Annotated in this window: 20 protein-coding genes and 4 pseudogenes; 13 read left to right on the top strand and 11 right to left on the bottom strand. The window is 55.5% G+C overall.

Features of this window, described 5'->3' with window-relative positions; translation table 11 throughout:
- Nucleotides 1–96 precede the first annotated feature (96 nt).
- Together BDK61_RS19115 and rdfA are read right to left on the bottom strand one after the other, a co-directional pair.
- Nucleotides 97–1,887 (bottom strand): archaea-specific SMC-related protein, encoded by a 1,791-nt coding sequence (locus tag BDK61_RS19115; protein ID WP_121304165.1) that lies wholly within the window; start codon nt 1,885–1,887, stop codon nt 97–99.
- A complete protein-coding gene (gene rdfA / locus BDK61_RS19120) occupies nt 1,884–2,531 on the bottom strand; it encodes a rod-determining factor RdfA (protein WP_121304168.1) in 648 nt (215 codons plus the stop codon). The genes BDK61_RS19115 and rdfA overlap by 4 nt, the downstream gene beginning before the upstream one ends.
- A 547-nt stretch (nt 2,532–3,078) precedes the next feature.
- On the opposite strand from rdfA, the gene BDK61_RS19125 reads away from it, so the two are divergent.
- Nucleotides 3,079–5,187: a GAF domain-containing protein gene (locus BDK61_RS19125; protein WP_244209904.1), complete on the top strand. Its 2,109-nt coding sequence runs from the start codon at nt 3,079–3,081 to the stop codon at nt 5,185–5,187.
- Here BDK61_RS19125 and BDK61_RS19130 read toward each other — a convergent pair whose 3' ends face one another.
- Nucleotides 5,188–6,462, bottom strand: a complete 1,275-nt coding sequence (locus BDK61_RS19130; RefSeq protein ID WP_121302325.1) for an IS4-like element ISHma1 family transposase — start codon at nt 6,460–6,462, stop codon at nt 5,188–5,190.
- 112 nt (nt 6,463–6,574) lie between these two features.
- Here BDK61_RS19130 and BDK61_RS19135 point away from each other — a divergent pair, with 112 nt between their 5' ends.
- From BDK61_RS19135 to BDK61_RS19150, 5 genes and pseudogenes are all read left to right on the top strand, one after another.
- On the top strand, nt 6,575–7,657 hold the full coding sequence (locus BDK61_RS19135) for a bacterio-opsin activator domain-containing protein (RefSeq protein ID WP_244209905.1): 1,083 nt from the start codon (nt 6,575–6,577) through the stop codon (nt 7,655–7,657).
- A 75-nt stretch (nt 7,658–7,732) separates the two neighbouring features.
- A complete protein-coding gene (locus tag BDK61_RS19140) occupies nt 7,733–7,990 on the top strand; it encodes a HalOD1 output domain-containing protein (protein WP_244209906.1) in 258 nt (85 codons plus the stop codon).
- 771 nt (nt 7,991–8,761) lie between these two features.
- Nucleotides 8,762–8,842 (top strand): annotated as a pseudogene (locus BDK61_RS24500) (DUF7344 domain-containing protein); the annotation flags it as partial.
- A 96-nt stretch (nt 8,843–8,938) separates the two neighbouring features.
- Nucleotides 8,939–10,412, top strand: a pseudogene (gene tnpC / locus BDK61_RS19145) (IS66 family transposase).
- Nucleotides 10,396–10,890 (top strand): DUF7344 domain-containing protein, encoded by a 495-nt coding sequence (locus tag BDK61_RS19150; RefSeq protein ID WP_244209907.1) that lies wholly within the window; start codon nt 10,396–10,398, stop codon nt 10,888–10,890. Before tnpC ends, BDK61_RS19150 begins: the two are co-directional and overlap by 17 nt.
- Before the next feature lie 640 nt (nt 10,891–11,530).
- On the opposite strand, the gene BDK61_RS19155 is transcribed toward BDK61_RS19150, so the two are convergent.
- Nucleotides 11,531–12,865: an IS4 family transposase gene (locus BDK61_RS19155; RefSeq protein WP_244209691.1), complete on the bottom strand. Its 1,335-nt coding sequence runs from the start codon at nt 12,863–12,865 to the stop codon at nt 11,531–11,533.
- Nucleotides 12,866–12,954: 89 nt separating this feature from the next.
- On the opposite strand from BDK61_RS19155, the gene BDK61_RS19160 reads away from it, so the two are divergent.
- Nucleotides 12,955–13,896: a transposase gene (locus BDK61_RS19160; RefSeq protein ID WP_121302322.1), complete on the top strand. Its 942-nt coding sequence runs from the start codon at nt 12,955–12,957 to the stop codon at nt 13,894–13,896.
- On the opposite strand, the pseudogene BDK61_RS19165 reads toward BDK61_RS19160, so the two are convergent.
- The 5 genes and pseudogenes from BDK61_RS19165 to BDK61_RS19185 all read right to left on the bottom strand — a co-directional run bounded on the left by BDK61_RS19165 (nt 13,850) and on the right by BDK61_RS19185 (nt 18,973).
- A pseudogene (locus tag BDK61_RS19165) lies at nt 13,850–14,715 on the bottom strand (carbohydrate ABC transporter permease). The gene BDK61_RS19160 and the pseudogene BDK61_RS19165 sit on opposite strands and share 47 nt — an antisense overlap.
- Entirely contained in the window at nt 14,712–15,650 is a 939-nt protein-coding gene (locus BDK61_RS19170; protein ID WP_121304171.1) for a carbohydrate ABC transporter permease, read from the bottom strand. The pseudogene BDK61_RS19165 and the gene BDK61_RS19170 overlap by 4 nt, the downstream one beginning before the upstream one ends.
- Before the next feature lie 9 nt (nt 15,651–15,659).
- On the bottom strand, nt 15,660–17,018 hold the full coding sequence (locus tag BDK61_RS19175; protein WP_121304173.1) for an ABC transporter substrate-binding protein: 1,359 nt from the start codon (nt 17,016–17,018) through the stop codon (nt 15,660–15,662).
- 55 nt (nt 17,019–17,073) lie between these two features.
- The gene (locus BDK61_RS19180; protein WP_121304176.1) at nt 17,074–17,874 is read right to left on the bottom strand and encodes a creatininase family protein; all 801 of its coding nucleotides are present in this window, start codon (nt 17,872–17,874) and stop codon (nt 17,074–17,076) included.
- 1 nt (nt 17,875) lies between these two features.
- Nucleotides 17,876–18,973, bottom strand: a complete 1,098-nt coding sequence (locus BDK61_RS19185; RefSeq protein WP_121304430.1) for an ABC transporter ATP-binding protein — start codon at nt 18,971–18,973, stop codon at nt 17,876–17,878.
- Nucleotides 18,974–19,501: 528 nt separating this feature from the next.
- Between BDK61_RS19185 and BDK61_RS19190 the strand changes: the two genes are divergently transcribed.
- From BDK61_RS19190 to BDK61_RS24385, 3 genes and pseudogenes are all read left to right on the top strand, one after another.
- Entirely contained in the window at nt 19,502–20,284 is a 783-nt protein-coding gene (locus tag BDK61_RS19190) for an IclR family transcriptional regulator (RefSeq protein ID WP_121304178.1), read from the top strand.
- 429 nt (nt 20,285–20,713) lie between these two features.
- Entirely contained in the window at nt 20,714–21,496 is a 783-nt protein-coding gene (locus BDK61_RS19195; RefSeq protein ID WP_049938604.1) for an IclR family transcriptional regulator, read from the top strand.
- Nucleotides 21,497–21,685: 189 nt separating this feature from the next.
- A pseudogene (locus BDK61_RS24385) lies at nt 21,686–21,958 on the top strand (twin-arginine translocation signal domain-containing protein); the annotation flags it as partial.
- 32 nt (nt 21,959–21,990) lie between these two features.
- Here the strand turns inward: BDK61_RS24385 and BDK61_RS19205 are convergent.
- Nucleotides 21,991–22,842, bottom strand: a complete 852-nt coding sequence (locus BDK61_RS19205; RefSeq protein ID WP_121302978.1) for an IS5-like element ISHma10 family transposase — start codon at nt 22,840–22,842, stop codon at nt 21,991–21,993.
- 35 nt (nt 22,843–22,877) lie between these two features.
- Here BDK61_RS19205 and BDK61_RS19210 point away from each other — a divergent pair, with 35 nt between their 5' ends.
- Nucleotides 22,878–23,036: a hypothetical protein gene (locus BDK61_RS19210; protein WP_244209910.1), complete on the top strand. Its 159-nt coding sequence runs from the start codon at nt 22,878–22,880 to the stop codon at nt 23,034–23,036.
- Nucleotides 23,037–23,227: 191 nt separating this feature from the next.
- On the opposite strand, the gene BDK61_RS19215 is transcribed toward BDK61_RS19210, so the two are convergent.
- Nucleotides 23,228–24,562 (bottom strand): IS4 family transposase, encoded by a 1,335-nt coding sequence (locus BDK61_RS19215; RefSeq protein WP_244209691.1) that lies wholly within the window; start codon nt 24,560–24,562, stop codon nt 23,228–23,230.
- A gap of 122 nt (nt 24,563–24,684) precedes the next feature.
- On the opposite strand from BDK61_RS19215, the gene BDK61_RS19220 reads away from it, so the two are divergent.
- Together BDK61_RS19220 and BDK61_RS19225 are read left to right on the top strand one after the other, a co-directional pair.
- The gene (locus tag BDK61_RS19220) at nt 24,685–25,290 is read left to right on the top strand and encodes an extracellular solute-binding protein (protein ID WP_244209911.1); all 606 of its coding nucleotides are present in this window, start codon (nt 24,685–24,687) and stop codon (nt 25,288–25,290) included.
- Nucleotides 25,291–25,331: 41 nt separating this feature from the next.
- Entirely contained in the window at nt 25,332–26,183 is an 852-nt protein-coding gene (locus BDK61_RS19225) for an IS5-like element ISHma10 family transposase (protein WP_121301968.1), read from the top strand.
- Nucleotides 26,184–26,207: the final 24 nt, after the last annotated feature.

Below are 26,207 nucleotides of genomic sequence, written 5' to 3' on the forward strand. Positions count from 1 at the left end.
ATTCAATTGAGCCGTATATTCCGTTCTTGAACAACAGGGTGTGCAGTCAAGCAAGGCATCAGCGTCGGTGGTGCGGACACTCCGACTTAAGAGAGACTAGTCAGCTGAGGCCTGTTTTTCGTTCGCAACAGTCCACCGGGTCGGGTCGATCTCGCGTCCGTCAAACGCAGTGTATTCCGGGTACGCAGTGAACACCAGATACTCCGTTCCTTGCTGTAGGTACTCAATAAGGGTGTGCAGGTTGTCATCGTCAAGACCGCCAAGGCCGTCAACGAGCAAGAGCGGGACAGCGTCGCCAACATCAAACGACTGGCGGCCGGCCAGCGCTGCCACAAAGCCAATAAGTTCGAGTTCCCCCTCGCTGAGGGCATCTAAGCTCGCTTCCTGACCGTCGCGAGCGACCACAATATCGAAGTCAGCGGTGAGTCGAGCCGTTTCGAACCCCGTCCCAAATCGGGAAAGGATGTCCTGCATCGCCGTATCGAACGCTTCCCGTGCCTCACGCTTGAGTCGGTCTTTTCGGCCCCGGAGTTCCGCGAGGTCGTCACGAAGGGATTCGAGGTCGGTTTCGAGCGTGTCGACGCGGCCCGCTCTCGTTTCGAGTTGCGCCAGTTCGTCGGCGGTGTCTTCGAGTTCGGCCTCGCGGTACTTGATCTCACTTTCGACATCCGAAAGTTCCGCCACGGCCGCATCAACGTGATCGGAAAGCCGCTCCACGTCCCCTTGGGCCTTTTCGAGCCTGCTTCTGGCTGCATCGAGGCTTTGTTTCCGGTCGGCCAGCGTCGTCTTCAACTCAGCGATGTCTTCTTCTAAATCGGCTTTTCGCTGGCGAGCCTGGCTGATTTCCTCGCGCTGTGTTTCCAGTTCCTCGACAGTATCTCGGTAGGTCTCTTTCTGGGCGCGAAGCGCCGTGAGTTCGCTCCCAAGAGCGTCCAGCCGGTCAGCCAGGTCCGCTCGTGTTGTCTCGCTGCCGCATGTCCAACAGGCAACGGTGTCCTCGTCGATATCACGCTCCACCTCGGTAAGCAGGTCCAGTCGGTCTTCACTGAGTACCATTTCGGTGGCGGAGTAGACGGACTGGAGTACCTCGGCGTCTCGCTCTACTTGTGAGAGGGACTCCCTCGCCTCCGAAAGTTTGTCTGCAACGTCATTGTACTCCGGGATTTCGAGAGCATCAAGATCATCTTGGCGCTCCGAAAGACGCTGTTCCGTCCGCTCGATACTCTGCTCAAGTCGTTCGACGCGGTTTTGCGCCTGATTCTGTTCAGTTCGTGCTTGACTGAGCTGACGGCGGACCGACTCCGAACTGTCGTCGCTTCCTGCCTCACTGTCGATCGTCTCACGTTTGGCCTGCAAATCTTCAATTTCGTTTTCTAGCCGTGTCACTTTCTCTTGAACACTGGGAATCCGCTTTTTCGCCTCGCGTGCCTGCGTAAGTTCTGTTTCGATCTGTTCGCGCTCTCGCTGTAACGTCTCGATCTGTGCGTCGATATTCTGGAAGTCGAGCGGCCGCAACAGCACGTCCTCAAGATTTTCTCCTGCCCGGACGGCACGGCGGACTTCGTTGCGCTCGTCCAGACACGCGAACAGTTCAGCGCGTGTCACGTCGTACTCGTCGCTGAGGTATGGCTCACCGCGTCGGGCGACGGTACCGTTCTCACGGGTGAGCGCCACGTCATAGACGCCTGTCGGTGTTTCTAGATGTACTGTCCCGCTTTCTGCCCCTTCGGTCAATTCTGTGGAGGTGCCAAGGGCCGTTTTGATTGCTTCGATGAAGCTCGATTTCCCCTGCCAGTTCGAACCACGGACGACGTTTACTCCCGGCGCTATCGTTGCCGACCCATCAAGTATACCTGCGATTCGTTCGATGTCGATGTTCCAAGTCATGAGTTGTGTGCTGACAGATTCGCGCTCCGGTGTTGCTTACAGACGTACCCACGCTCAAGTGCGACAGCGAACGGAACGCGGGTCGGACAGTCTGGACATCCAAGTTGTATCTGGGCCTCAATCTCTGCGGTGTCACCGCCGTCGATGTCGCCTTTCTTCGCGAGCGATGACAGTGCCGTTTCGGCCTTCTGTTCGACAACCGTCTTGGCCGTTGCCACGCTCTCACGCTCCCAGTTAGTTGTCGCCTTCTGTGGCTCTTTTTCACCGTCCAGACAGTCGTTGAGATGTGTTCGCATCGTCCCCCACGACACCATATCATCATGGAGCGACGCACCAGGGATGCCTGTAGCTTGCAGTCGCTCGATGAGTTCGTCCCGTTGTAAGTCGTCATCGCCACATAACGTCTCGTAGTCGCTGTCTATACGGGTATCAAGGGCTTCACGACCGTGTTCAGTATACACCTGTTTGAGGAGTCGTTTGTTGAACCACGCTGTCAACGACCGATACCCCATTTCGGTCCGGTCATCGGCGCCTGTCCAGCGTGCGAGCAGGCCATCCTCAAGGGACTCGTAGACGGGGTCCGCTGACGCCAGCCCGTACTTATCGATAACCGCATCTACTTTGCAACCGGAGTCAACAGCCATTGTTCAGTCGTTTCGGCCTGTTCAGTAATAGTTTTTGACGCCTGGTGTACGCACAGTGTACGTGAGCCCTAACTCCGATAGTCTACACACCCTTAGTGTGTACTTTGGTCATAGACGAATGTGAGTGGGGGAGGAAAATTATTCGCAAATGGAATTATTATCACACATATGCTAGTAAATGCGTTATCATTCTTATCTGGTATTTCTCTCATATTATTATGTAGTCGATATTTACAGAGCTAAATCCAGGTTTGATTTAATCCCAATACAGACCGTTTCTTACCACATTTGATATCTGTACGATAGCATATCGACGAGAAGATATTCAAGGTACAAAACTATTAGAATATGTAGATTTCTAATAACTCGGGTCAGGAATCATTGGTTCGGAGAGCGTAGTGTTTGTATGCTTGTAAGAGTATGAACTACCTACTGATTCGGGTTGGACCGAGTTTCTCAAGGGAGACAGTGACTGGCAGGGGCAGAACAATGGCTGCGTTGCAACCAAGTCAAACGTTTATACGCGCTGTCGCGTAAGTAGTGTAGTATGCGGAAGTTGGCCGGTGAAACTGGACCGGCACCAACGGATAGTGGGACGGAAGCCCCGAAAATCAAGGTGCTGTTAGTTGATGACTATGGGGAGTTCCGGCAAACCACGGCAGAACTGCTGGAACACGAGAACGACCGTATCGAGGTAATTGAGGCCGCAAGCGTCGATGATGCCCTCAGCTACTTCGATTCCGAGTCGATCGACTGTATCGTCAGTGACTACGAGATGCCCGAAGCTGACGGGATTGAATTCGTAGAGACGGTACGACGGTCTAACGGAGACCTCCCGTTCATCCTGTTGACAGGCCAGGGGAGCGAGAAACTCGCCAGCGAAGCGGTTTCGGCCGGCGTCACCGACTATTTCGTCAAAGGTGGTGGGCCGGAACAGTACGCAGTACTCACAAACAGAATCGAGAACGCAGTCGAATCGTACCGATTCCGACGGGAAACAGCGCGGTTATCGCGGATCAATTCCCTGTTCCGAGAAATAAACCGCCAGGTGCTGAGGGCGTCAACAGCCGACGAGATCAAAGCGGCTGTCTGTGACATCCTGACCAGTTCGGATGCCTACCAGTTTGCCTGGATCGGTGAGAAAAACGAGTCAGGCGACGTCGTTCCCACCGCTGGCGGTGGCGACGCACTCGAATACGTCGAAGCGATGCTCTCTCGCTATGACCGCTCAGTGTTCGATGACGGACCGTTCGGCCACGCAATCGAAACCGGCGAACAGCAGGTGGCGTCTGATATCAGGACTGGTTCGTCTGTCCAGCCATGGCAGGAACTCGCATCGGAGTACGGGTTCCGGTCGATGATCGTTCTCCCGATCCAGTACACAGGATCAGTACAGAGCGTGATTTCGATATACGCAGACACACCCTTCGCGTTTGACGAGGCGGAGCAGACAGTACTGACAGAGCTTGCTGAGATTGTCGCCGATGGGCTCCATTCAACTGCAACACGTGCCGAACTCGAAATGCGGGAGGAAGTCCTGCGGACGATTACCGAAGTGTTCACAGCACGGGACGGGGCGCTACAAGAACAGATAGCGGACCTCATGCAAGTCGGCCGCAGCGTGCTTGGAACCGAGTACGCAACACTTTCTCATATAAATGGAATGGAATACGATTTCGAGGTGCTCCAGACACCAGAGGAAACGATTTTTTCAGGCGGAACGATTCCGTTGTCGGAAACCCCCTGCGCGAAAGCTATCAAAGACGGGGAGACGGTCGTGATGACTGACGTTGCTGCCGACTGCGGCGACGATAGTCGAGACCACATGTGGGATGACGAAGTCAATCGGTATCTCGGCACGCCACTCACTGTGGGTGGGAGTATCTATGGGACGCTCTGTTTCTACGGGTCCGGGACGAGCGGGACCGGGTTTTCGGACTGGGACGTAACGCTCGTGGACCTGCTGAGCAAGTGGATCGGAAACGAATTACAGACACAGCGGGCTGAGATGGGCTTTACACAGCTGTACGAAACCGCAACAGACCTCTTGGGCGTGACTTCAGAGGAGGAAGCCGCGCAAATTGTCGTCTCGCGGACCCGTGATATCATCGGTCTCCCTGAGGTTGTGCTGTACGCGTTCGACAGCGAGACGAACACTTTTCGCCCGCTTTCGACGACGGAGACCGAGGAACACCAGGCTATCCCAGCAGACGGTGATAGCTTCGTAAGTTCGGCCTTCTTTACCGAGGAAACTATAATCTGCGACGAGAACTCGGCCTCGGAATCGGGCGAGAGCACGACGACTGATGGAAAAGCCGTCTTTGTCCCGCTGGGTGACCATGGGGTACTTCGAGCGGGCGACACAATCGGCGGCGAGTTCGATACCCAGACTCGTCGAATTACCGAACTCCTCGGGGCGACTATTCGAACGGCGTTCGATAGGCTGAACTACGAGACGGAACTCGAAGATAGGCAACGCGATCTGGAGCAACAGACGGTGCAGCTTGAGCAGATGAACCGGTTGACAGAGTTGAGTCAGAAAATTCACGAGCGAGTGCTCAGGGCAGACAGTCGCTCAGAGATAGAGCAGGCAGTGTGTGACCAGTTAGTCGCGTCCGACATCTGTTCGTTTGCCTGGATCGGCATTCGTCTTTAGCTAAGACTCACACCTCGGTTGTGTAGCGGTAGCGAGTGTCTCCTGTAAGATCGGCCGTTGCTGATGAATCTTCTGAGCGTCTTCGATTAGCCGCTCCAACAACGGCGGTGGCGAGTAACCGAGGTACTCGCCGAGTTTGTGGAGGATGAGCTGGGCGTGCGACCGGAAGGTCGCCGCCCAGCGTTCCGGCGGAAACACGATCTCATCGTCGGCCTGCTCGGTGACCAGATCCAACAACTCCCGGCTCACCAGCAGTGACAGCAACGCAGCGTATAGTAGAATTTTCACGACATCAGGGTTGTTCGTGTCGAATTCGTCCAGTTCATACTGCGTCTTCAACTCACGGAACAGAGTTTCTACTTCCCATCGACACCGGTACAGCGTCGCTAGATCTGACGGCAGGAACTCCTCTCTCGGCAGATTCGTTATGTAGAGATGGTAGTCGTCGGCGTCCTCGTTGCGGACGCCGACGACGCGGAACCGCTTCGTATCCAGTGACCGCGTTCCCTCGTACTGCCCTCGCTTGAATTCCGCTTCGACCTCTACGTCGATGTACTTCCGCGAGAGGTCATCGACCACATCGTGGATCTGCTTGCCCTCCAAGGGAATGGCGCGGCCGCGCCATTCCCGTAATTCCGCCGTTATCACCGGATTCGCGTTCTGCTTCAGCCGACTCACGAAGTAGCCATCGTTCTCGTCGATCAACGCGAAACGGCGGTACTTGAAGTACGCTCGATCGAACAGAACTAGCCGTCCTTGTAGCCACGAACCTGTGTTGAACAGCGTGCTGTCGTGCGTTTTCTCGTCCGTTACGTCGATCCGTTCAATTGTCTGGTCGGTGGCGTTGTGGAGCAGGTGGAGCTTCGCTCCAGCCTGCTCCTCGTGACGGGCTTGGAACTCATCAGAGAGGAATTCGTGCAACCGCAACACTGTTCCATCAGCGATCATCACGTCCCTGAATCGGTCGATATCAGCGTCAAAAGCGTCTGGAACAGCGACCTCGTCGAGGCCGCGCTCGACGAGGTCGCGGAGATACTCTGCCAGCGTCGGTGTCAACCGGTGATAGAAGCCGCCAGAAGAGATCGGTTCGTCAGCTGTGGCGTTGTAGCAGCGCCTGAACCCAGCGAGTGTTCGGCTCTCGCCTGCGGCGAAGCCGAACACGAGCGCCCACACGAGGACAGGAATCTGAAGCTTGCCTTCTCGCTCGACCACGCCGAGTTCCTCGGCGTGCTCTTCGAGGAACTCAGAGGGAAAAAGCGTAGTGAGCCGACGCATGATTCTCGTTGAGGAGCGAGGGTTGTGCACAGACTTCTCCTCCTCATTCCTCTCGAAAAATAGCCTCGATAAGCCGTCGCTGTCACGCGGTTCTCATCTTAGCTAAAGACGGATGGCCTGGATCGGTGCATACGAATCCGATACTGACCGTGTCACGCCACGGACGTGGGCAGGAACCGACCGTGGCTTTCTTGAAGAATCCCGCACACCTTCGAATGAAACACCGCCTCCACCAGCAGTCCAGACAGCCCGGACGAACGAGCAGACGCTGAACAACAACATCGCGGACGGGCTCAGAGGGAAGGGGTGGCAGCGGCGGCTACTGGAACGCGGGTTCCAATCAGTCGTCAGTATTCCACTCAGCTATCAGCAGCTCTCATATGGGATCCTGACTGTGTACGCGAAAGCGCCGAACGTTTTCGATCTGCCGACACAGTCAGTACTCGAGGAAGTGAGTGAGACGGTTGGATACGCCATTAACAGCATTGAGACGAAGCAAGGGCTCGTCGCGGATCGGGCTGTCGAGCTTCAACTGGAAGCAACCGAATCCGATGATATCCTCCATCGGATCGCGGGCGTCGTCGATGCAGAGATATCATTCGAGGGGATCGTCCCACAGGGAGGTGCCAGCTGTATCGTGTTTTTCAGCACTGATGCTCCCTCAGAAGATCTACAAGCGTGCTTGGATACCCTCCCTCGGATTGAGCGAATGGAGTGTCTAACCGACACAGAAGATACGAGTTTGTTCGAAGCGACAGTCTCGGGTACACAACTCGCACTGACAGTCGCCGAGCAAGGAGGAGCCCCGCAGTTGATCCAGTCTGATGGGAAGACGCTGAAGATTCAGATTGAGGTTCCACAGACTGTCGATATTCGCCAACTCATTGCTGAGTTACGGCGTTCATGTCCGGACATCGAACTCGTCAGCCGTCACAAGCGGGAACGTAGTGTCCAAACCCGCGAGTCATTCTACTCAGAACTGACAGCACAGCTAACCCCTCGGCAGTTTGAGGTCCTGCTTGCAGCCTTTTATAGCGGATTCTATCAATCTCCGCGGGACAAGACCGGTCAGGAAATCGCTGATACACTCGATATATCACAGCCGACGTTCAGCCACCACCTTCGGGTAGCTGTCCGGAAACTACTTGAGGAGTTGTTTGGCGAAGAGAGAACGGCACAGCATCTAGATAGATAGCGCCTGTTATCTGAGTTTGCTAGTCTGATAGAGTATATCCTGATACGGGAGTGGTTCATACGAAGGACAACGAGCTTGGAGTGGAACGAGACAGAAACGGTCTTTTGGACAAACCAGTACGAATCACCGAGTGAAGCGATTGTTACCGCTATAGCAGCTAAAGAATCCGTAACGGAAACTAGTCTCCCGCCGCTGTATAATCAAATCGACCCGGATGCCCTCGACACACTTGTCGCAGGGCAGTCCACCGACGACATTCAGATCAGTTTCACATACAGTGGGTACACCATTCGGATTCGAGACAGCGAGACAATCGAGATCACGCCCACGTAATCGGCTATCAACTTCCTACTAGTTCTTAATTGAGGAAATGATGATGAGCCTCCGGCAAGAGAGCACGCCAGCAAGACGAGCGGGAGAGCAGTACAGTAGCCGCAGAAGAGGATATCCGAATTTGAAAAAGAATATTGAGCAGTCACGCTCTTAGCTCGATAGTTGGCGATATATCCTATTACGGACTGAACTACTCCAGATTTCACAGAGGTTAGGCCAGACTATTCTTGAGATTACTATCACAGGTGCGGCTGTGCTTTCAGACTGGCCTCGCCAAATTCCCACTCGGTGACTTGGTAAATCAACTGACAGAGCCAATATCGTATAACCAGGATATATTATTAATAGGACACTACGTAGTTTCCGTCTATCCTCATTAGAATCCGATAGCGTAGTGCTAATGTTTGTACATATACTAGTAGAAGTAGACCCAGAGTTTAGTAGTGTGACACCGCGACTTATATCGGATCGGACAATAACTCACCGTACTGCGCTTTCGCCTGCATATCTATTTTTATTTATTCTCTGCTGTTGTGAGGTATTCGTGTAGTACTGTCAATACTTCCACATCATAAACACAGGGATTAGATACCGACTGTGACCCGTCGGTGAAAGACAAAAGCCCAGTACGCCATTCAAGTAGCTATTTCTTACTCGGAAATTAGAGGGTAACGGGGGTGTAACAAAACGGTACCCCGGGTTTCGTGTATATATGTCGCTCTCGCGGCCTGAACATAAACCAACGCAGCAACCGAGGTCATGAGTGCACCGATGGTAGAGGAAGAACCAGAGCTCTCACGCGACCAAATGTTCGATATCCTCAGCAGCTCTAGGCGTCGATATACACTGTACGCATCGGTTTACCCCCAGAACGATTTCGGTACTCTCTCGTAGATTGCCCCTGACCTGCCAGTAGGTCAATGCAGGCGACAAAGGCGATTGTGAGGGATGGTCTCTCTGACAGAGACCATCCCGTGTCGTCTGCTTTGGGGAGTGCAGTCGCGTGACTTCCTCAGATGACAGCGTTGAGGTTTCGCGTGAGGAACTTCTTGCGCTCAAAAATCGTGTTGAGAAGCTTGAACAGGAGAATCAACACCTCCGCGAAGAGAACAAGCGGCTCAGAGCCAAACTTCGCTGGCACGAAGGACCGCACACCCCCTCCAGTCAGAAACAATCTGACTCTGAGGAGTCGTCCTCGTCTTCATCCGACGAGGACGACGAAGAACCTCGTACTGACGGCGGGACACCGGGTCGAAAATCCGGCCATAATCCCGAGTGGCGGTCTGCACCCGATCCAGATGAGGAGGTCGAAGTCACGTGTGACTGTTGCCCTGACTGTGGTGAGCAGTTCGATGAGTCGGAGGGCGTCAGCCCGCGACTCGTCGAAGAGATTCCTGATCCGCAGCCTGTGGAAGCTACCCAGTACAACCGCCATTACTACGAGTGCGACTCGTGCGGAACCGAGACGGTGGCATCACACCCCGACTGCCCCGATGAGGGGCAGTTCGGGGTGAACGTCATCGCGCAGGCGGCTCTTTCCCGGTACGATCACCGGCTTCCCTACCGAAAGATCGCTGATCGTTTCAACCAACTCCACGGATTGGACCTTTCGGGCGCGTCCGCGTGGCATGCGACCGAGCGCGCAGCGCGCGCCGGTCGCTCGGAGTACGAGCAGATACGTAGACAGATTCAACAGGCCGACGTGGTCAACGTTGATGAAACGGGAATCAAGCGCGACGGAGACCAAGCGTGGCTCTGGACGTTCCGAACGGACAAGCACACGCTGTACGCCGTCCGGGAAAGTCGTGGCCACGATGTTCCTGCGGAAGTCCTCGGGGAGGACTTCGCAGGAACGATTATCTGTGACGGGTGGACAGCGTACCCAGCTTTCAGCAAGAAACTCCAGCGGTGTTGGGCGCACATTCTCCGGGAGGCCGAGGATGCTGCCGAACAGCAGGAAGAAGGCGAACCGATCTACCGAGCGCTCACACAGTTGTATGCCGCTCTCCAGACTCAGCTGGAGAGCGACTTGACACTGCGCGAGCGGGCAGAATTACAGCGTGTCGCGCGGAGAGAACTCGAATCGTTGATTGAGCGGTCGGTCCCCGACGGACCAGTGGCAACACTACTCGGGAAGATCGAAGGAGGCCTCGACCACTGGCTCACCTTCGTCGGTGAGCCAGCGGTCTCGCCGACGAACAACGCTGCGGAAAACGCGCTACGTGAACCAGTCGTTCTTCGGAAAATCATCGGGACACTCCGGAACGACCGCGGAATGTTCGTCCACGAAACCCTCTTCTCCCTGCTGGCAACGTGGAGCCAGCAGGGACGCAATCCCTATGAGGAACTCAAGCGAGTCGTTCGGGACAACGAGATGATCTCACGAGCTCGCGCTGTACCGGTCGTTGAATCCACAGGGTAAACACATACCACTGTACTATCTACGCCAGCAAATAGAGCCAGTCCAGCTAACCGATTTAGCTGAGGAGCTGGCTGCGTGGGAAAACGATACAACCGTCGAAGAACTCTCTTCACAGGCGCGAAAGCGGGTGTACGTCTCGCTGTATCAGACTCATGCTCCGAAGCTCCAAGAGGCAGGGCTGATAACCTATGACGCTGATACGGGTGAGATAGCTCTTCGAGAGGATGCTCCAGAAGTTGAACCATTCATCAGCAATGGCGATAACGAGTCAAAATGGTATCAGTACTATGGCGCTGTGGCCCTGTTGAACGCCGTTTTACTCATAGCAGCAATCGTCGGTGTGCCTCCACTCGGTACGATTAGTCCATTAGTTATCGGACTAGTTGTCATAAGTTCGTTTCTCGTGCTTTCTATTACTCACGGGGTCTCCAGACGGCGAGGGAAAAACAACAAGTCCTTTGATATCGGTGAGCCGTGAGTGGGATTGTATGCTGACTGAGAAACACCCCCCAGGGGTGTGTTATTCTTCGTCGTCGGCCGCACCATCCGGCAGTAACTGGTCGGGCGACCGTTTGTACATCGGAGTGCTCGCGAATTCCGAAATCCGTTCCATTTCGCTGTCGGAGATATGTTCCGGCATACACCGCTACGTCTAACTGTTACAGTTTAGTAATTGAGTTCATACATGAGGTAGTCGGCTTCTTCTGGACACTTGCTAGTTATCCATGTGCTGAGGGATACTGGTGTCGAGCCATCATATATCTGTTATAAACTCCCAGAATTTCGATGATTATAGCTACTCGATAAGCACTCCTATAGAGCGTGTCATAGAAAGCGCCACATGCAAAGCAGCAGGGTGCGGAAAGTGTGTCCAACACAACCGCGACCCTGCAGGACGTAGGTTCGGTTAACGACCATCCGTTCTAGTCTAACTTGATTCGGCTGACAGAGATTGTGCCAGAGCTGGTGATACATCTACGGTGAATAACTGGCGCTGAAGATTCGATCTGCTCGTGTGTGACAGCCTGAACTTCTCTCAGGAGGAAGAAGCACTGAATTGCCCATCTGGACCGAGTAGCGCAGCTAACCAGCGACGCGAATCCAGCGTTCTCGCTGGATTACGCGAGCTTGGCGTCAAACGAGTTGTACTGTACCTCCTCAAGCAATAAGGTACGGTGAGCGTTCGGGTTCAATCCGTCGTTCATCAGCGATTTGACGAGACTTGGCGTCTCATAGCCGAGTCGCCGAGCGACTCGGCGGAGTATCCGATCATTCCGGCGGCTCACAGCCTTTGCCCAGCGCTCTCGTGGCAGCAGTGACGACGGCTCAATGTCGTCGTCACTGCAGTTGTCTTCGAGAATCTCGATGAACAGTTCTCGAAGTGTCCGGCTCACAATGAGTGAAATGAGGCTGATCAGAATGAGCGCTTCAACGACCTCTGGTTTGGTTGTATCCATCTTGTCAAGGGCGTATGTAGTCTTGAGTTCACGGAAGAGAAGCTCTACTTCCCATCTAGCTTGGTAGAGCTTTGCGATATCTGAGGCAGCGTAGTCGTCAGCTGGAAGATTCGTGATGTAGAGGTGGTACTGCTGTTGGTCCTCGTTCCAGACACCAACGACGCGAAACGTCTCAACGGCACGGCTGCGCGTGCCGTTGTAGACGCGTCGCTTGAACTCGACCTCGCTCTTGGCATCAATCACGTCACGATGCAGATCGTCCAGAATATCCTGAACTTTTTCTCCCTCCAGAGAAATGGCGTTGCCACGCCATTCCCTGAGTTCGTCGACGATCTTCGGTTGTGCGTTTGGCTTCAACCGCGTCAGGAACCAGCCGCCGTTAGTGTCGATCAAGTCCATCGTCCGGTACTCGAAGTACGCCTGATCGTACAGCAGCAGTGCGTTCTCCAGCCATGGTCCAGTCGACAACTGCGTTGACTCGTGCGTGCGAGCGTCTGTGATAGAAAACTCGGTAGGGAGGCCTGTACTGGTTGATTCGACCACGTGGAGCTTCGCTCCAGCGTGGTCGTCACCAAAGCCAGGGAACTCATCAAACAGCTCCTGGAACAGCGTAATGACTGTCATATCCACGATGAAGACTTCACGGAACTCCTCAAACCGTCCTTGGAGACGGTCGCTCTCGTGATCGAGGTCCTCAAGGGCCTCCTTGAGGACCTCTCGAAGGAATGTACACAGTTCAGGCGTGAACCACTCGTAGAAGGATGAGTACCTGATCGTGCCACCAAAGGTATCGATGTAGGTTTGGCGGAACGCTTCGATTGTTCTGTGCCCGGCTGAGAGAAATCCGAGCGCAAGCGCCCAGAACAGAGCGTCAGCTTCCAACTTCCCGCCGTCGCGCTGCACCAGTCCGGTTGCGCGAGCCAGCTCGCGCAGCCGGCTGTTTGGAAAAGTATTCACCAACCGCTCTTCGATTACCTCATCCGGTGGTAGTTTCATTCACTTTCCACCGGTTTCTCATCCCGGTAACATCTGGTGGTTTTCCTGCTAACTCAGCCTTAGCCTAGAACGGATGGGTTAACGACTTCTTGAATGCGGCGGCTACCGAGACAGTACCGCTGTTCGAGCATCTTGAGTTCGAGTTTCTGCTGGAGTACGACGTGTTCGCCCCCTCGGGGCGGGGGCGAACACGAGTCCATGAGCCACCAGACCTCTTTCGCGGCTTTCTACACTGCTACTACAAGGATGTATACGGCACACGTCCAGTCACACGAGAACTCCAGCACAGCCTCGTCTGGTACTACTGCGGACTCGACAAACCACCATCCAGAGACACAGTTGACCGGTTTCTTACCGATCTCGAACACGTCATCGATGATGTCTTCAAGAGACTCGTCGAGCAGGCCGCCTGCCGGGGCCTGCTCGACTCGACGTACTCCATCGACTCAACCCACATCGAAGCGGTCCAGTACAACGACGCCGCCTCGTGGAACTACGACCCAACAGCTGAGGAACACTACTACGGCTTCGGCTGTACGATCGTCTCGACCGGTCCAAAGATTCCGATAGCAGCGGAGTTCACACAGAGCAAACAAGCGGATCAAGAGACGGCGATGCGCGTCACGTGTGACGCGCTCGCCGTCGATACACCCATCTGGATGCTTGGAGACAGCGCATACGATATCCTCGATTGGCACGACCACCTGCTGGCCGCAGGGGTCGTGCCAATTGCCCCGTACAACCCGCGAAATACCGACGATCCGCTCGATATCGAGTATAGGGTCGAAGATCGTATCACCGAACACAGTGAGGAAGTTCTGCTCAAACAGTCCATCTTGGACGAGACGTACAACCACCGGATAGGAGTCGAACGAACTAACGATGCCGTCAAGGACTGCGGCCTCGGGCACGTCCGCGCCCGAGGCCGCGTCCACGCTCGAACAGAAGTGTTCGTTGCGCTCTGCCTACGACTCGTCGTTGCAATCACCAACTACGAGCGAGGAAACGAGCCGGGCTGTGAGATGCTATGAGATGGATTCTATGACACGCTCCTAGGAAGGCAAACAAAATCAGGAGTGGGATAATACCGATAACAGAGACGGTGAGCATCATCCGCCAGTCGGTCTGCAGCGCACCAACCATCGAGAAGACGCCGCGCGGGATGTTGTACTTCGCACTGTCAGTGAGGAAGGTAAGCACGAACAGCAGCCGATTCCACGCGTAGAGGAACGTGTAGGTGACACTGGCGACCAGCGCCGGCTTCGTGAGCGGGAGCACGATCTTCGTGAGGATCTGCAGTTGGCTCGCGCCGTCGATACGCGCTGACTCTTCGAGCGCGACGGGGATCGTCTTGAAATACCCGTACAGCATCCAGACATTGAACGGCAGCGTGAACGCTGCCGCCGGGACGATCACAGCCAATAGGTGTTGAACAGTCCCATCTGAGAGATAACATCGAAGAGGCCGACGATCAACACAACCGGCGCGAACATCTGGACGACCAGCACGGAGAGGAGAAAGGTTCGCTTCCCCACGAAGTCGTTCCGGGCACATGAGTACGCGGCCGGTATCGCCAGCAGAAGCGTCAACACGACCGTCCCCACCGAGATGATGAAGCTATTGGCGACCCAGAGCAACACGTCGGTCTGTGTCCAGACCTGCAGGTAGGCCTGGAGGCTGGGGTCGCTGGGGACCAGAGTCGCCGGTGCAGCGAAGATCTCCGACTCCGGCTTGAGCGTACTCGAGAACATCGCGTAGAACGGCAACATCATGAGCCCGAGTAGTCCGATCAGCACGCCGTAGAGCCGGACTTTGCGGAGACTGCTCCGGTCGTGGCCTGCCATCGTCATAGCTCGTCACCGCCGCGCGTGTAGATGCGCAGGTAGATGATTGCGAAGCCGAACAGGAACAGGAACCCGATGACACTGTAGGCAGCTCCGCGCCCGAGGTTCCCGTTCTGGAGCCCCACCTGATAGATGTGGATGACGAGCGTTGCCGTCGAACTGATCGGGCCGCCGCCGGTCATTGTCCAGATGACGTCGAAGCTGACGAACGTCCAGATCGTCGACAGCAGCGTGGCGATCAGGACGACGCTTTTGAGCTGTGGGAGCGTGATGTACCGGAACTGATGCCACTTCTCGGCACCGTCGATGGCGGCTGCCTCGTACAGTTCCTGGGGTATCGACTGCAGGCCCGCGAGGAAGATAATCGCCATGAACGGCGTTCCGATCCAGATATCAGCCACGACGACGCCGAGCCACGCCAGACTCGGGTTTCCGAGGATACCGATACCCTGTTCGATGATGCCGAGTTTTAGCAAGATCGCGTTGAGGTAGCCGAACTGCGGGTGCTCTATCCACCGGAACACCACAGCGGAGATCGCGTAGGGAATCCCCCACGGGATGAGAAACGCCGTGCGGAAGAACTTCCGACCACGAATATCACCCTTGAGGTGAACGGCGATAAGCAGTCCCAGCAGTGTCTTGCCCAGGACACCGACGACGACCCAGCGACCGGTCTGCCAGAGCAGTCGGTAGAAGATGTCGCTGTTGAATATTTCGACGTAATGCTGGAGTCCGACGAACGTCTCGATGTTCGAGTCGGCCGGCGACTGGTACAGTGACAACCGAAACGTCTCGATGATCGGGTACCCGACAACGGCCAGCAGGAACACCGCTGCGGGAGCAATGAGGAGGTACGCTCGGCTATTGCGCTGGACGTACGCCAGCCCTCGTTCGAGACGTGAGTCATCGGACGTTTCGGTGTATTCCTCTGCCAGACTCATCCCTGTCTGTCACTCCATGGCATCTTCGAGATCACTCTGTGCATCGTTGAGCGCTTTCTGCGGTGACTTCCGGTCCGCCAGTGCTTCCTGAATGGCTTGGACCATCCGGTCGTTGAACTCGCTGAAGTTACCGAGCTTCGGTCGGGCGCGGGCGTACTGCCCCGCCTCGACGAACGGTCCCCAGTTCTTCGACTCCGAGAAGTACGAGCGCTCCCCGACGGCTTCGACGACGGGGAGGAACCCTTTTTGTTTCGAGTACTGGAACCGTCGCTCCTCGTCGAAGTAGAACCGAATCAGGTCCCGGGCGAGGTCCTTGTGTTCGCTCTGACTCAGGATGGCGAGCGTGTCGATAGTGAAGAGGCTGTACCGACCTTCAGGGCCACGCGGTACCTGCACGATACCGTAATCGAAGTCGACGTCACCGTTTTCCTTCGCCGCGGTGATGTTGAGTCCCGTGTACACGTGCCCGATGACCATCCCGAGGTCACCGTTCTCGAACAGCTGTCGGATGTCCTGCCGAGTTGAGGAGAGTGGCGATGACTGCGTGACATTGTGTTCGAGATGAAGGTCGGTGTACAACGAGAGGGCATCAACAGCGCCACTGGAGTTCACGACTGGCATACCTTCGTCGTCGACGAGGTCCGCGCCGTGTGACCAGTGGTAGTGGTAGTACTGCGACCCGGTTTCGATTGCGTCGGCCCCTGCAAGGCCCAGTGCTGGGACGCTCGCATCACTGTCACGGATCTGCGTTGCGGCATCCAGCATATCCTGCCACGACTCAAGCGACGGGTCTTCCGGGTCGAGCCCCGCCGTCTCGAAGACATCTTTGTTGTAGTAGAGGCACTTGTTCGAGGCGGCCCACGGCACGCCGTAGTGGGAGCCGTTGTACATCGTTCCCTCGGCCACGCCGTCGTAGAACTGCTCGCCGAACTCCCCGTCCATCATGTCATCAAGCGGTTCGAGTGCGTCTTTGCCCACCAGCTGGGGGATCCAGCGTGCCGGCCACCGACTGACGTCGGGCGCTTCGCCGCCGTCGACACGGTTGTTCACGGTTTGCCGTGCGTTGTCCCACGTAACGCTGGTGAACTCTACGTCGACGCCGTGTTCGTCCTCGAAGGCCGCGTTGTTCTCCTCGAAGAACTGCTTGATGTTGTCCCCGACGCCCATCGTGAGGAACTGCACGCTCTGCGTACTGCCGTCGCTGCCGCCACCGCCGCTCTCACTGTCGCCGTCACCCCCGTCACTGCCGCTCCCACCGTCGCCGCTGCACCCGGCGATGGCGATGGCGCCGCCTGCGCCAAGCGCCTGGAGAAGCCGTCGGCGGTCGATACTATCCTCGACAGACCTGTCGTTGTTATCGGGCTGCATCATTAATGTCACCTATTTCCATGTACATAATTCTTTGTGTTGTGTCGCTCATTGGTCAGGCATTGTTCTCGTGAATCGCAACCATGAGGGCCGCGAGTTCGTCGCCGATGACCGAGCGGATTCGTTCGCCTGTCTCCGCGCTCGCCTGCTTCGGCGTCCCGATAGCTCCGGATGAGGAATACTCGTCGAACGAGCGGTAGACAGAGACGTTGCCCCCGTCAAGCAAGTCTTGCCCGCCCCAGCCGTAGTGTTCGTCCATCGGTTCACCGTCGCGGACCGCCGGGTCACCCACGAGGTCTGGTCGGAGCGCAAGCATGAGGGACGTCTCGAACTCACCGCCGTGAGCCATCCCCCCTGTCTCGGTGGTCCGGAGCTCCTCGATTCTATCCGACGCCAGATGGAAGTACGTCGTCCCGAGTACTTCGGCGTGAGTGTCGACGCCCACAGTACTCACGACGGCGTCGATGAGTGAACTGTTCCCGCCGTGGCCGTTGACGAACAGCACCGCGTCGAATCCGTTCTGGATGCCAGCGTGTGCGATATCCTCAAGTGTCGCTCGCAAGTGCGCGAACTCGAGTGAGAGGGTCCCACCGAACGACAGATGGTGTGGCGAGAACCCGCTCCAGACCGGCGGTGTCACGACGACAGGAACGCCATCTAGGCGCTCGATAGCAGTGTCGACCATCGCCTCGACGAGGAGTGTGTCGGTGACGACCGGGAGGTGGTTCCCGTGCTGTTCGACGCTTCCGACGGGAATAACGAGAACTGAGCCCGGCTGTTCGCCGACATTTCGGATCTGACCCGCAGTCATCCCAGCCCACTCGCTCTCTTTCCGACCGATAGTATCGTACAACATATTACACCGACTCTGTCCGCTGCAACTGATTCAGTTCCACACGCTCGCCATCTGGACCGAACAGATGCATATCCTCTGTATGAAACCCGAGCGCGATTTTATCGCCCCGTTCTGGGCGGTATTCGCTACTGACCCGGGCAACGACTTCTTTCGACCCGCCTGCAGTCTCCAGATAGAGGAAGTTGTCAGACCCCATTGGTTCTACGACATCGACAACTGTATTGATGTACTCGCCGGCGTCCTCGGCGACGAAATCTTCCGGGCGGACGCCCAGCGTGTACTCCCCGTCCGGAATGTCGACGTTGAGCGTAAACTCAATATTTGACGAGTGGAACGTCGCGTGCCCGCCGCTATTGGTTACACTCGCTTCGAAGAAGTTCATCGATGGTGACCCGATGAACCCCGCGACAAATTTGTTGTTGGGCTCATCGTAGCAGCGTTCCGGTGGCGCGACCTGCTGGAGTTCACCCTGATTGAGAATCACGATCCGGTCGGCCATCGTCATCGCTTCCGTCTGATCGTGCGTGACGTAAATCGTCGTCACGTCCAACTCTTCTTGGATCCGCTGGATCTCCGTGCGCATCTGTGTCCGAAGCTTCGCGTCGAGATTCGACAGCGGTTCGTCCATCAGAAACACGTCCGGGTCGCGGACAATAGCCCGCCCAAGTGCGACACGCTGTTGCTGGCCACCCGAGAGTTGCTTCGGCAGGTCGTCCATGAGGTCCGCAATCTCCAGCAGTTCGGCGGCCTCAGTCACGCGCTGTTCGATTTGATCATCGTACTCGCCTGACAGCCGGAGCCCGAAGGACATGTTATCGCGCACGGTCATATGCGGGTACAGCGCGTAGCTCTGGAACACCATCGCAATGTTCCGGTCCTGTGGACGAACGTCGTTGACTACGTTCCCCCCGATAGCAATCTCACCGTCGGTGACTGTTTCGAGCCCAGCAATCATCCGAAGTGTGGTCGATTTCCCACATCCGGATGGGCCGACAACGACGACAAACTCACCGTCCTCGACGGCCAGAGAAAGGTCCTCAACTGCAAGGACATCGTCGTCGTATACCTTGCTGACGTTTGATAGTGTAACTTCGCTCATACCGAGTAGAAGAAGCATCGCAATCATCATTAATAAATGTTGGTAGTGGTGGCAGAGTCAGGCAGACCAATCACATCGAAACCCGCGGGCCGCCTGTGGAGCACCGTCGGATATAACTGCGTAGCCGGCAGTTCTGCACCGAGGCCAAACGTTACACCCGCAAGTATGACCTATAGTATGCTGCAGAATACGGAGCAGAGACCGACTAAAGCGTAGAAAACAGGATACCAGAGCGTTTCCAAACCCTTTCAATGAGATTGAAAGTCACGTGGGACGCTCGTACGGAATACACGAATGTCACAAAACGACGCCAGAGTGTCTGTAACTGCTGAATCAGGTATTGAAGCCTCCAGCCCACATGTTCATGTGGTTTGTTGTCACTCCCCGAGAGTAAGGAGAGTGCAGAAAATAACACTCGTACCCTTGTTAGAATATCGTCTCTAACGGGACACCGACAGTTTCCAATATGATTGGAAACATTTTGTCTCTCGACGGAATCTATTTTACCCTGCAAGAAAAAGCGCATCCATGCCCTCACAGAACAACAAAACGATCAGCGCGGTCAAGACAACGCTGGACATTCTCGCCGCTCTCGGAAAAGTTGAACCAGTCGGTCTTTCCGAGCTTGCGTCTCATCTTGATATCCCCACAAGTACTGTCTTTATCCACCTCAACACACTTGTCCAGCGGGACTACGTTGTCAAGGAAGCCGGGCAGTATCGTCGATCGTTCCGCTTTCTTGAGCTCGGTGGCAGTGTTCGGCAAAGACTAGACATCGGCCGACTGCTTCGCAATAAGGTTGAAGAACTCAGCAGAGAAACCGGCGAGATTGCTGGTGCCGGCATTGAGGAAAACGGCCAGCGGGTCATTCTCTACAGGAGCTCAGGCGGAAAGGCTGCGGGCGACGAAATTCCCATTGGGAATCACACAGAGATGCACTGGACATCGCTGGGCAAAGTAATTCTGGCGCATCTTCCGGTGGAAAAACGAAACGAAATCGTTGCCGACCATGGGCTTCCGAAAGGGACTGATAACACGTTGTCATCCCGGTCTGCTCTCGAAGCGGCGCTTGAACGAATTCGCGACCAGGGCTATGCGATAGACGACGAGGAGCATCTCAGAGGTGTTCGAGGTGTCGCTGTTCCGATATTCAACGACGAACAGGAAGTCATGGTGTCTCTTGGTATTACTGGGCCCAGAGATCGATTCACCTCCAGATACATGGCAAATCTGCTTGAGATACTTCGATATACGAAAAACGAAATCGAAGTTCGAAGTCAGTACTACGAATACAGTACGATAGACGGATAGACAAGAATATGATAGTGAAACGCTCAGCACCACAAACAAAATAGAAACGTAGCGTCAGTCTAGGATGGCTTTTGTCTCCGAACTTCACCGTGTAGGTATTGGCTCCTGTCGGTTCAACCCCTATATCCTATGTTTCGATTCGACTGTTTCATATGATCGAACTAGAAAAACTGTGGGAAAGCCATCTGAGTCTCTTCTTCATTTTGATTGTACGACTAAGTCTCGGGTCACCTCCTACATCATATAACGCCTGTACTTCTGTTATTCTTTTTGCGTGATAATCAGACCGTGCCGACATTGTTTCGCTCAATCGAACTAGCCTCGCAAATAGTGTCACACACTCACACAGAAAATAATAGCGAATGACACTTCATGATTCTGGTTTTGTTCTACCGAACTACTAAATCCCATCAGACACACAGCCGACATATGTCTGTGAATACCACGGAACTATCGATCGAGATTATTGATATCGTCTCCGACCGTGACGGTGCACGGCTTCGGGATATCGTTGAAGAGGTAGACGTGGCAAAGAGTACTGCACATAAGCACCTCACCACGCTCCGCGACAGCGGCTTTCTGGTCAAACGCGGCGAAATCTACCAGGTCGGGTTGCGGTTCTTGAATTACGGTGAACAGGCACGAAGCCGATGGCCCGGCTATCCGCATATCGAGGAAGCAATCGCAGCCCTCACCGAACGGACAGAGGAAGAGTGTGACTTCGTGGCTCCGGACCGTGGCAGGGTTATCACAATCGCCGAATCGTACCACAAGTGGGCAAAGTTCGAGGGGACGACCACTGACGGACCATCGAAGGAGTACCGGGCCAGAACGGGGTCATATTATCACATGCACGCGACCGCGTCTGGGCTGGCGGTGTTATCCACCTATTCCAAGTCCCGGGTCGAAGACGTTATCGAGCGGTGGGGGCTCCCTGCACGGACTGACCACACGATCACGTCGCGGGAAGAGTTGCACGCCGAACTGGAGCAGATTCGAGAACGCGGCTACGCTGTCGACGATCAGGGGTACACCGACGGGATGCGAAGCATTGGGAAAGCCGTTCACGGGCCGGAGGGGGACGTGATTGGCGCGCTCAGTGTCTCGGGCCCGACCTATCGGGTCGATGGGATGGTTCTCGAACAGGAAGTGCCGAATGCGCTCAGGGATGTCGTTGACGAACTTGAAGAGCGTCTCCGAACGACGAACTAATCTTGGCGGCGCGTTTCGTAACAACACCCTGTTTTCTAGCCACCGACTACTAGTCCGTCTCTGGCTGGAACATCCCACTTCATCTCTTCCCAAGCGATGTTTTCTGCTGGAATCGCGGACTGTGGTTGCATCAGAGTGGGGTATCGAAGGTAGTTTTTTATAATATGCGTGGAATATGTGCGTATAGCAATGTGTGGCAATAACGAGCATACCGAGAGCGAACCGATCCGACAGTCTGGAACCAGCCGTCGACGGTTCTTGACCGCCGCCGGAGCTGGAACCGCCGGTGTGTTTGCTGGATGCGCTTCGTTGGCCAGCGATGACGGCGACGGTGGGACCGGTGGTGAAAGTGGCGGTGCCAGCACGGGCGACAGTAGTAGTGGCCAGGATTTCAGCGGTGAGACACTGCGCGTAATGGTCTGGAGCGGGAACTACGCTGACCGCTTCGAAGAAACGATAAAACGGCTCAATTGAATCCGGCGAATTTCGGCGTTTCAGAGTTCAATTGCCTGCTCCACGTTGTAAACGCCGGCTATGAGCGTTATCTCCCGGAACTGGCGGAACCAGTCACGCGCTCGGACGGCGGAGCCGTGCGAGCGCTTGATTGAGGAGTTGACGGACTCGGTCTGTGATCGCTGACCATAGAGCTCGTCGTCTATTCGGGCGTTGTGTGCGTGATCGTAAGGAGCGAAAACACGGTGCTTTATCAGCGGACGAATCCCGGCGTTTCGAAGCTCCTCACGGAAGCTCATGTCATCATAGCCTTTGTCAGCGGCCAAGCTTCGAAGGTCGCCCGCGTTCCGCAGGGCGACCTTCGGGCCGATCTTGGTTTCGTCAGGCCACTTCGTGCTGCAGTGTAAGTCAAGAATTGCTCCCTCAGCTGTATCTACGAGAAACGTCGTCTGGATCGTTTTGACGGAACGATCAATCCGTCGCAAGTAGTGAGACGATGCCTGCTGACGGTCGAAGTAGGTGGCATCAATTGCGGCGTGACCATTCTGGTCCAGCAGCTCCGCCGACCGGCGGAGCAGCTGTCGCCAGACAGTCATCGATGCCCGTTTGAACGCCTTACACAGCGTCGAAGGCGCGGGAAACTCCCCGCGTTGAAGATTCAATACCGCTCGAACACGTTCCATCTCTTCGGCCCAGTCGATGATTTCCTCGTACTCCGCGCTCATGTGTTCGCGCAGATAGAGCAAGACTGCGTGCTTCCAGCCGGCAAACCCGTTGCCGGCTGGATCACTCAGTTCCATCAGCGCAGCGTCAGTAAGCTTTTGAGCGAGCGAAGCCACTTGCTTCACGAAGCGGAAGAGGGTGTTGTGCATAACATTACTCTCCCGCTTCATACCCGTGATTCTAACGACCTATCCCGGCGCCGTCTGTGGATTCAATTGAGCCGATAAAACCGATGTACGAAGAGCGGACTGGTGGTCGATTACAGGTCAACCGCGGCTGGAACGAGATCCTGGCAAAAATCAGATCAGCACCGGAGGATCAGCCACCGTTCGATGTCACCATCACGGAGGGGCATCCGTTCTAGTCTAACTTGATTCGGCTGACAGAGATTGTGCCAGAGCTGGTGATACATCTACGGTGAATAACTGGCGCTGAAGATTCGATCTGCTCGTGTGTGACAGCCTGAACTTCTCTCAGGAGGAAGAAGCACTGAATTGCCCATCTGGACCGAGTAGCGCAGCTAACCAGCGACGCGAATCCAGCGTTCTCGCTGGATTACGCGAGCTTGGCGTCAAACGAGTTGTACTGTACCTCCTCAAGCAATAAGGTACGGTGAGCGTTCGGGTTCAATCCGTCGTTCATCAGCGATTTGACGAGACTTGGCGTCTCATAGCCGAGTCGCCGAGCGACTCGGCGGAGTATCCGATCATTCCGGCGGCTTACAGCCTTTGCCCAGCGCTCTCGTGGCAGCAGTGACGACGGCTCAATGTCGTCGTCACTGCAGTTGTCTTCGAGAATCTCGATGAACAGTTCTCGAAGTGTCCGGCTCACAATGAGTGAAATGAGGCTGATCAGAATGAGCGCTTCAACGACCTCTGGTTTGGTTGTATCCATCTTGTCAAGGGCGTATGTAGTCTTGAGTTCACGGAAGAGAAGCTCTACTTCCCATCTAGCTTGGTAGAGCTTTGCGATATCTGAGGCAGCGTAGTCGTCAGCTGGAAGATTCGTGATGTAGAGGTGGTACTGCTGTTGGTCCTCGTTCCAGACACCAACGACGCGAAACGTCTCAACGGCACGGCTGCGCGTGCCGTTGTAGACGCGTCGCTTGAACTCGACCTCGCTCTTGGCATCAATCACGTCACGATGCAGATCGTCCAGAATATCCTGAACTTTTTCTCCCTCCAGAGAAATGGCGTTGCCACGCCATTCCCTGAGTTCGTCGACGATCTTCGGTTGTGCGTTTGGCTTCAACCGCGTCAGGAACCAGCCGCCGTTAGTGTCGATCAAGTCCATCGTCCGGTACTCGAAGTACGCCTGATCGTACAGCAGCAGTGCGTTCTCCAGCCATGGTCCAGTCGACAACTGCGTTGACTCGTGCGTGCGAGCGTCTGTGATAGAAAACTCGGTAGGGAGGCCTGTACTGGTTGATTCGACCACGTGGAGCTTCGCTCCAGCGTGGTCGTCACCAAAGCCAGGGAACTCATCAAACAGCTCCTGGAACAGCGTAATGACTGTCATATCCACGATGAAGACTTCACGGAACTCCTCAAACCGTCCTTGGAGACGGTCGCTCTCGTGATCGAGGTCCTCAAGGGCCTCCTTGAGGACCTCTCGAAGGAATGTACACAGTTCAGGCGTGAACCACTCGTAGAAGGATGAGTACCTGATCGTGCCACCAAAGGTATCGATGTAGGTTTGGCGGAACGCTTCGATTGTTCTGTGCCCGGCTGAGAGAAATCCGAGCGCAAGCGCCCAGAACAGAGCGTCAGCTTCCAACTTCCCGCCGTCGCGCTGCACCAGTCCGGTTGCGCGAGCCAGCTCGCGCAGCCGGCTGTTTGGAAAAGTATTCACCAACCGCTCTTCGATTACCTCATCCGGTGGTAGTTTCATTCACTTTCCACCGGTTTCTCATCCCGGTAACATCTGGTGGTTTTCCTGCTAACTCAGCCTTAGCCTAGAACGGATGCACGGAGGGGTATTTTTACCTCCTTGGTCGCAACGATGACCTGTTCTTGCCAGTACGAGAGGAGAACGTGCCGAATCTGGATGGCGTCATTGACTATTACACTGACTTCCGAACCACGGAGTTCGGGGTCCCCGTCGACGGTGCGCCGACGACGCTCATCTATCGAAACGATCTAGATTTCGAACCGACCACCTGGGCCGACCTTGCCGCCCCAGAAGCCGCCAACGGGAATGGAATCGGTATCGACAAAGGGTTCTGGTGGTTCCCACAGCATGACGCTGCTGTCGCGATGGATGCGAAGGAACTTGCTGGGGAAGTGTACGATGAGGACCTCTCGATGGACGTGTTTGACTATATGGAGGAGCAGTGGAACATCCAGGGCTGGGCTTCTTCCGGGGAAGACATCTGGCAACTGTTCGAGAACGGCATTATCGACCACGCGCAGTGGTACTACGAACAGACCGCGTACGATATTGACGACTATCCTAACCTGAGCCACACCGCACCGGATAGAAACAGCGGTTTCGTCAACCACTGGTGTCCGGTCCGTGGCACTGACAAACGGCGGATGGCGGAGGATTTCTTGAATTTCCTGCTGGACGCCGAGACCCAGACACGGTGGTCGGAAAACAGTCCGACGCGGCTCAATTGAATCCACAGACGGCGCCGGGATAGGTCGTTAGAATCACGGGTATGAAGCGGGAGAGTAATGTTATGCACAACACCCTCTTCCGCTTCGTGAAGCAAGTGGCTTCGCTCGCTCAAAAGCTTACTGACGCTGCGCTGATGGAACTGAGTGATCCAGCCGGCAACGGGTTTGCCGGCTGGAAGCACGCAGTCTTGCTCTATCTGCGCGAACACATGAGCGCGGAGTACGAGGAAATCATCGACTGGGCCGAAGAGATGGAACGTGTTCGAGCGGTATTGAATCTTCAACGCGGGGAGTTTCCCGCGCCTTCGACGCTGTGTAAGGCGTTCAAACGGGCATCGATGACTGTCTGGCGACAGCTGCTCCGCCGGTCGGCGGAGCTGCTGGACCAGAATGGTCACGCCGCAATTGATGCCACCTACTTCGACCGTCAGCAGGCATCGTCTCACTACTTGCGACGGATTGATCGTTCCGTCAAAACGATCCAGACGACGTTTCTCGTAGATACAGCTGAGGGAGCAATTCTTGACTTACACTGCAGCACGAAGTGGCCTGACGAAACCAAGATCGGCCCGAAGGTCGCCCTGCGGAACGCGGGCGACCTTCGAAGCTTGGCCGCTGACAAAGGCTATGATGACATGAGCTTCCGTGAGGAGCTTCGAAACGCCGGGATTCGTCCGCTGATAAAGCACCGTGTTTTCGCTCCTTACGATCACGCACACAACGCCCGAATAGACGACGAGCTCTATGGTCAGCGATCACAGACCGAGTCCGTCAACTCCTCAATCAAGCGCTCGCACGGCTCCGCCGTCCGAGCGCGTGACTGGTTCCGCCAGTTCCGGGAGATAACGCTCATAGCCGGCGTTTACAACGTGGAGCAGGCAATTGAACGCTGAAACGCCGAAATTCGCCGGATTCAA

Origin of the sequence: Haloarcula quadrata (assembly GCF_003634715.1) — an archaeon.
Classification (GTDB): Archaea; Halobacteriota; Halobacteria; order Halobacteriales; family Haloarculaceae; genus Haloarcula; species Haloarcula marismortui.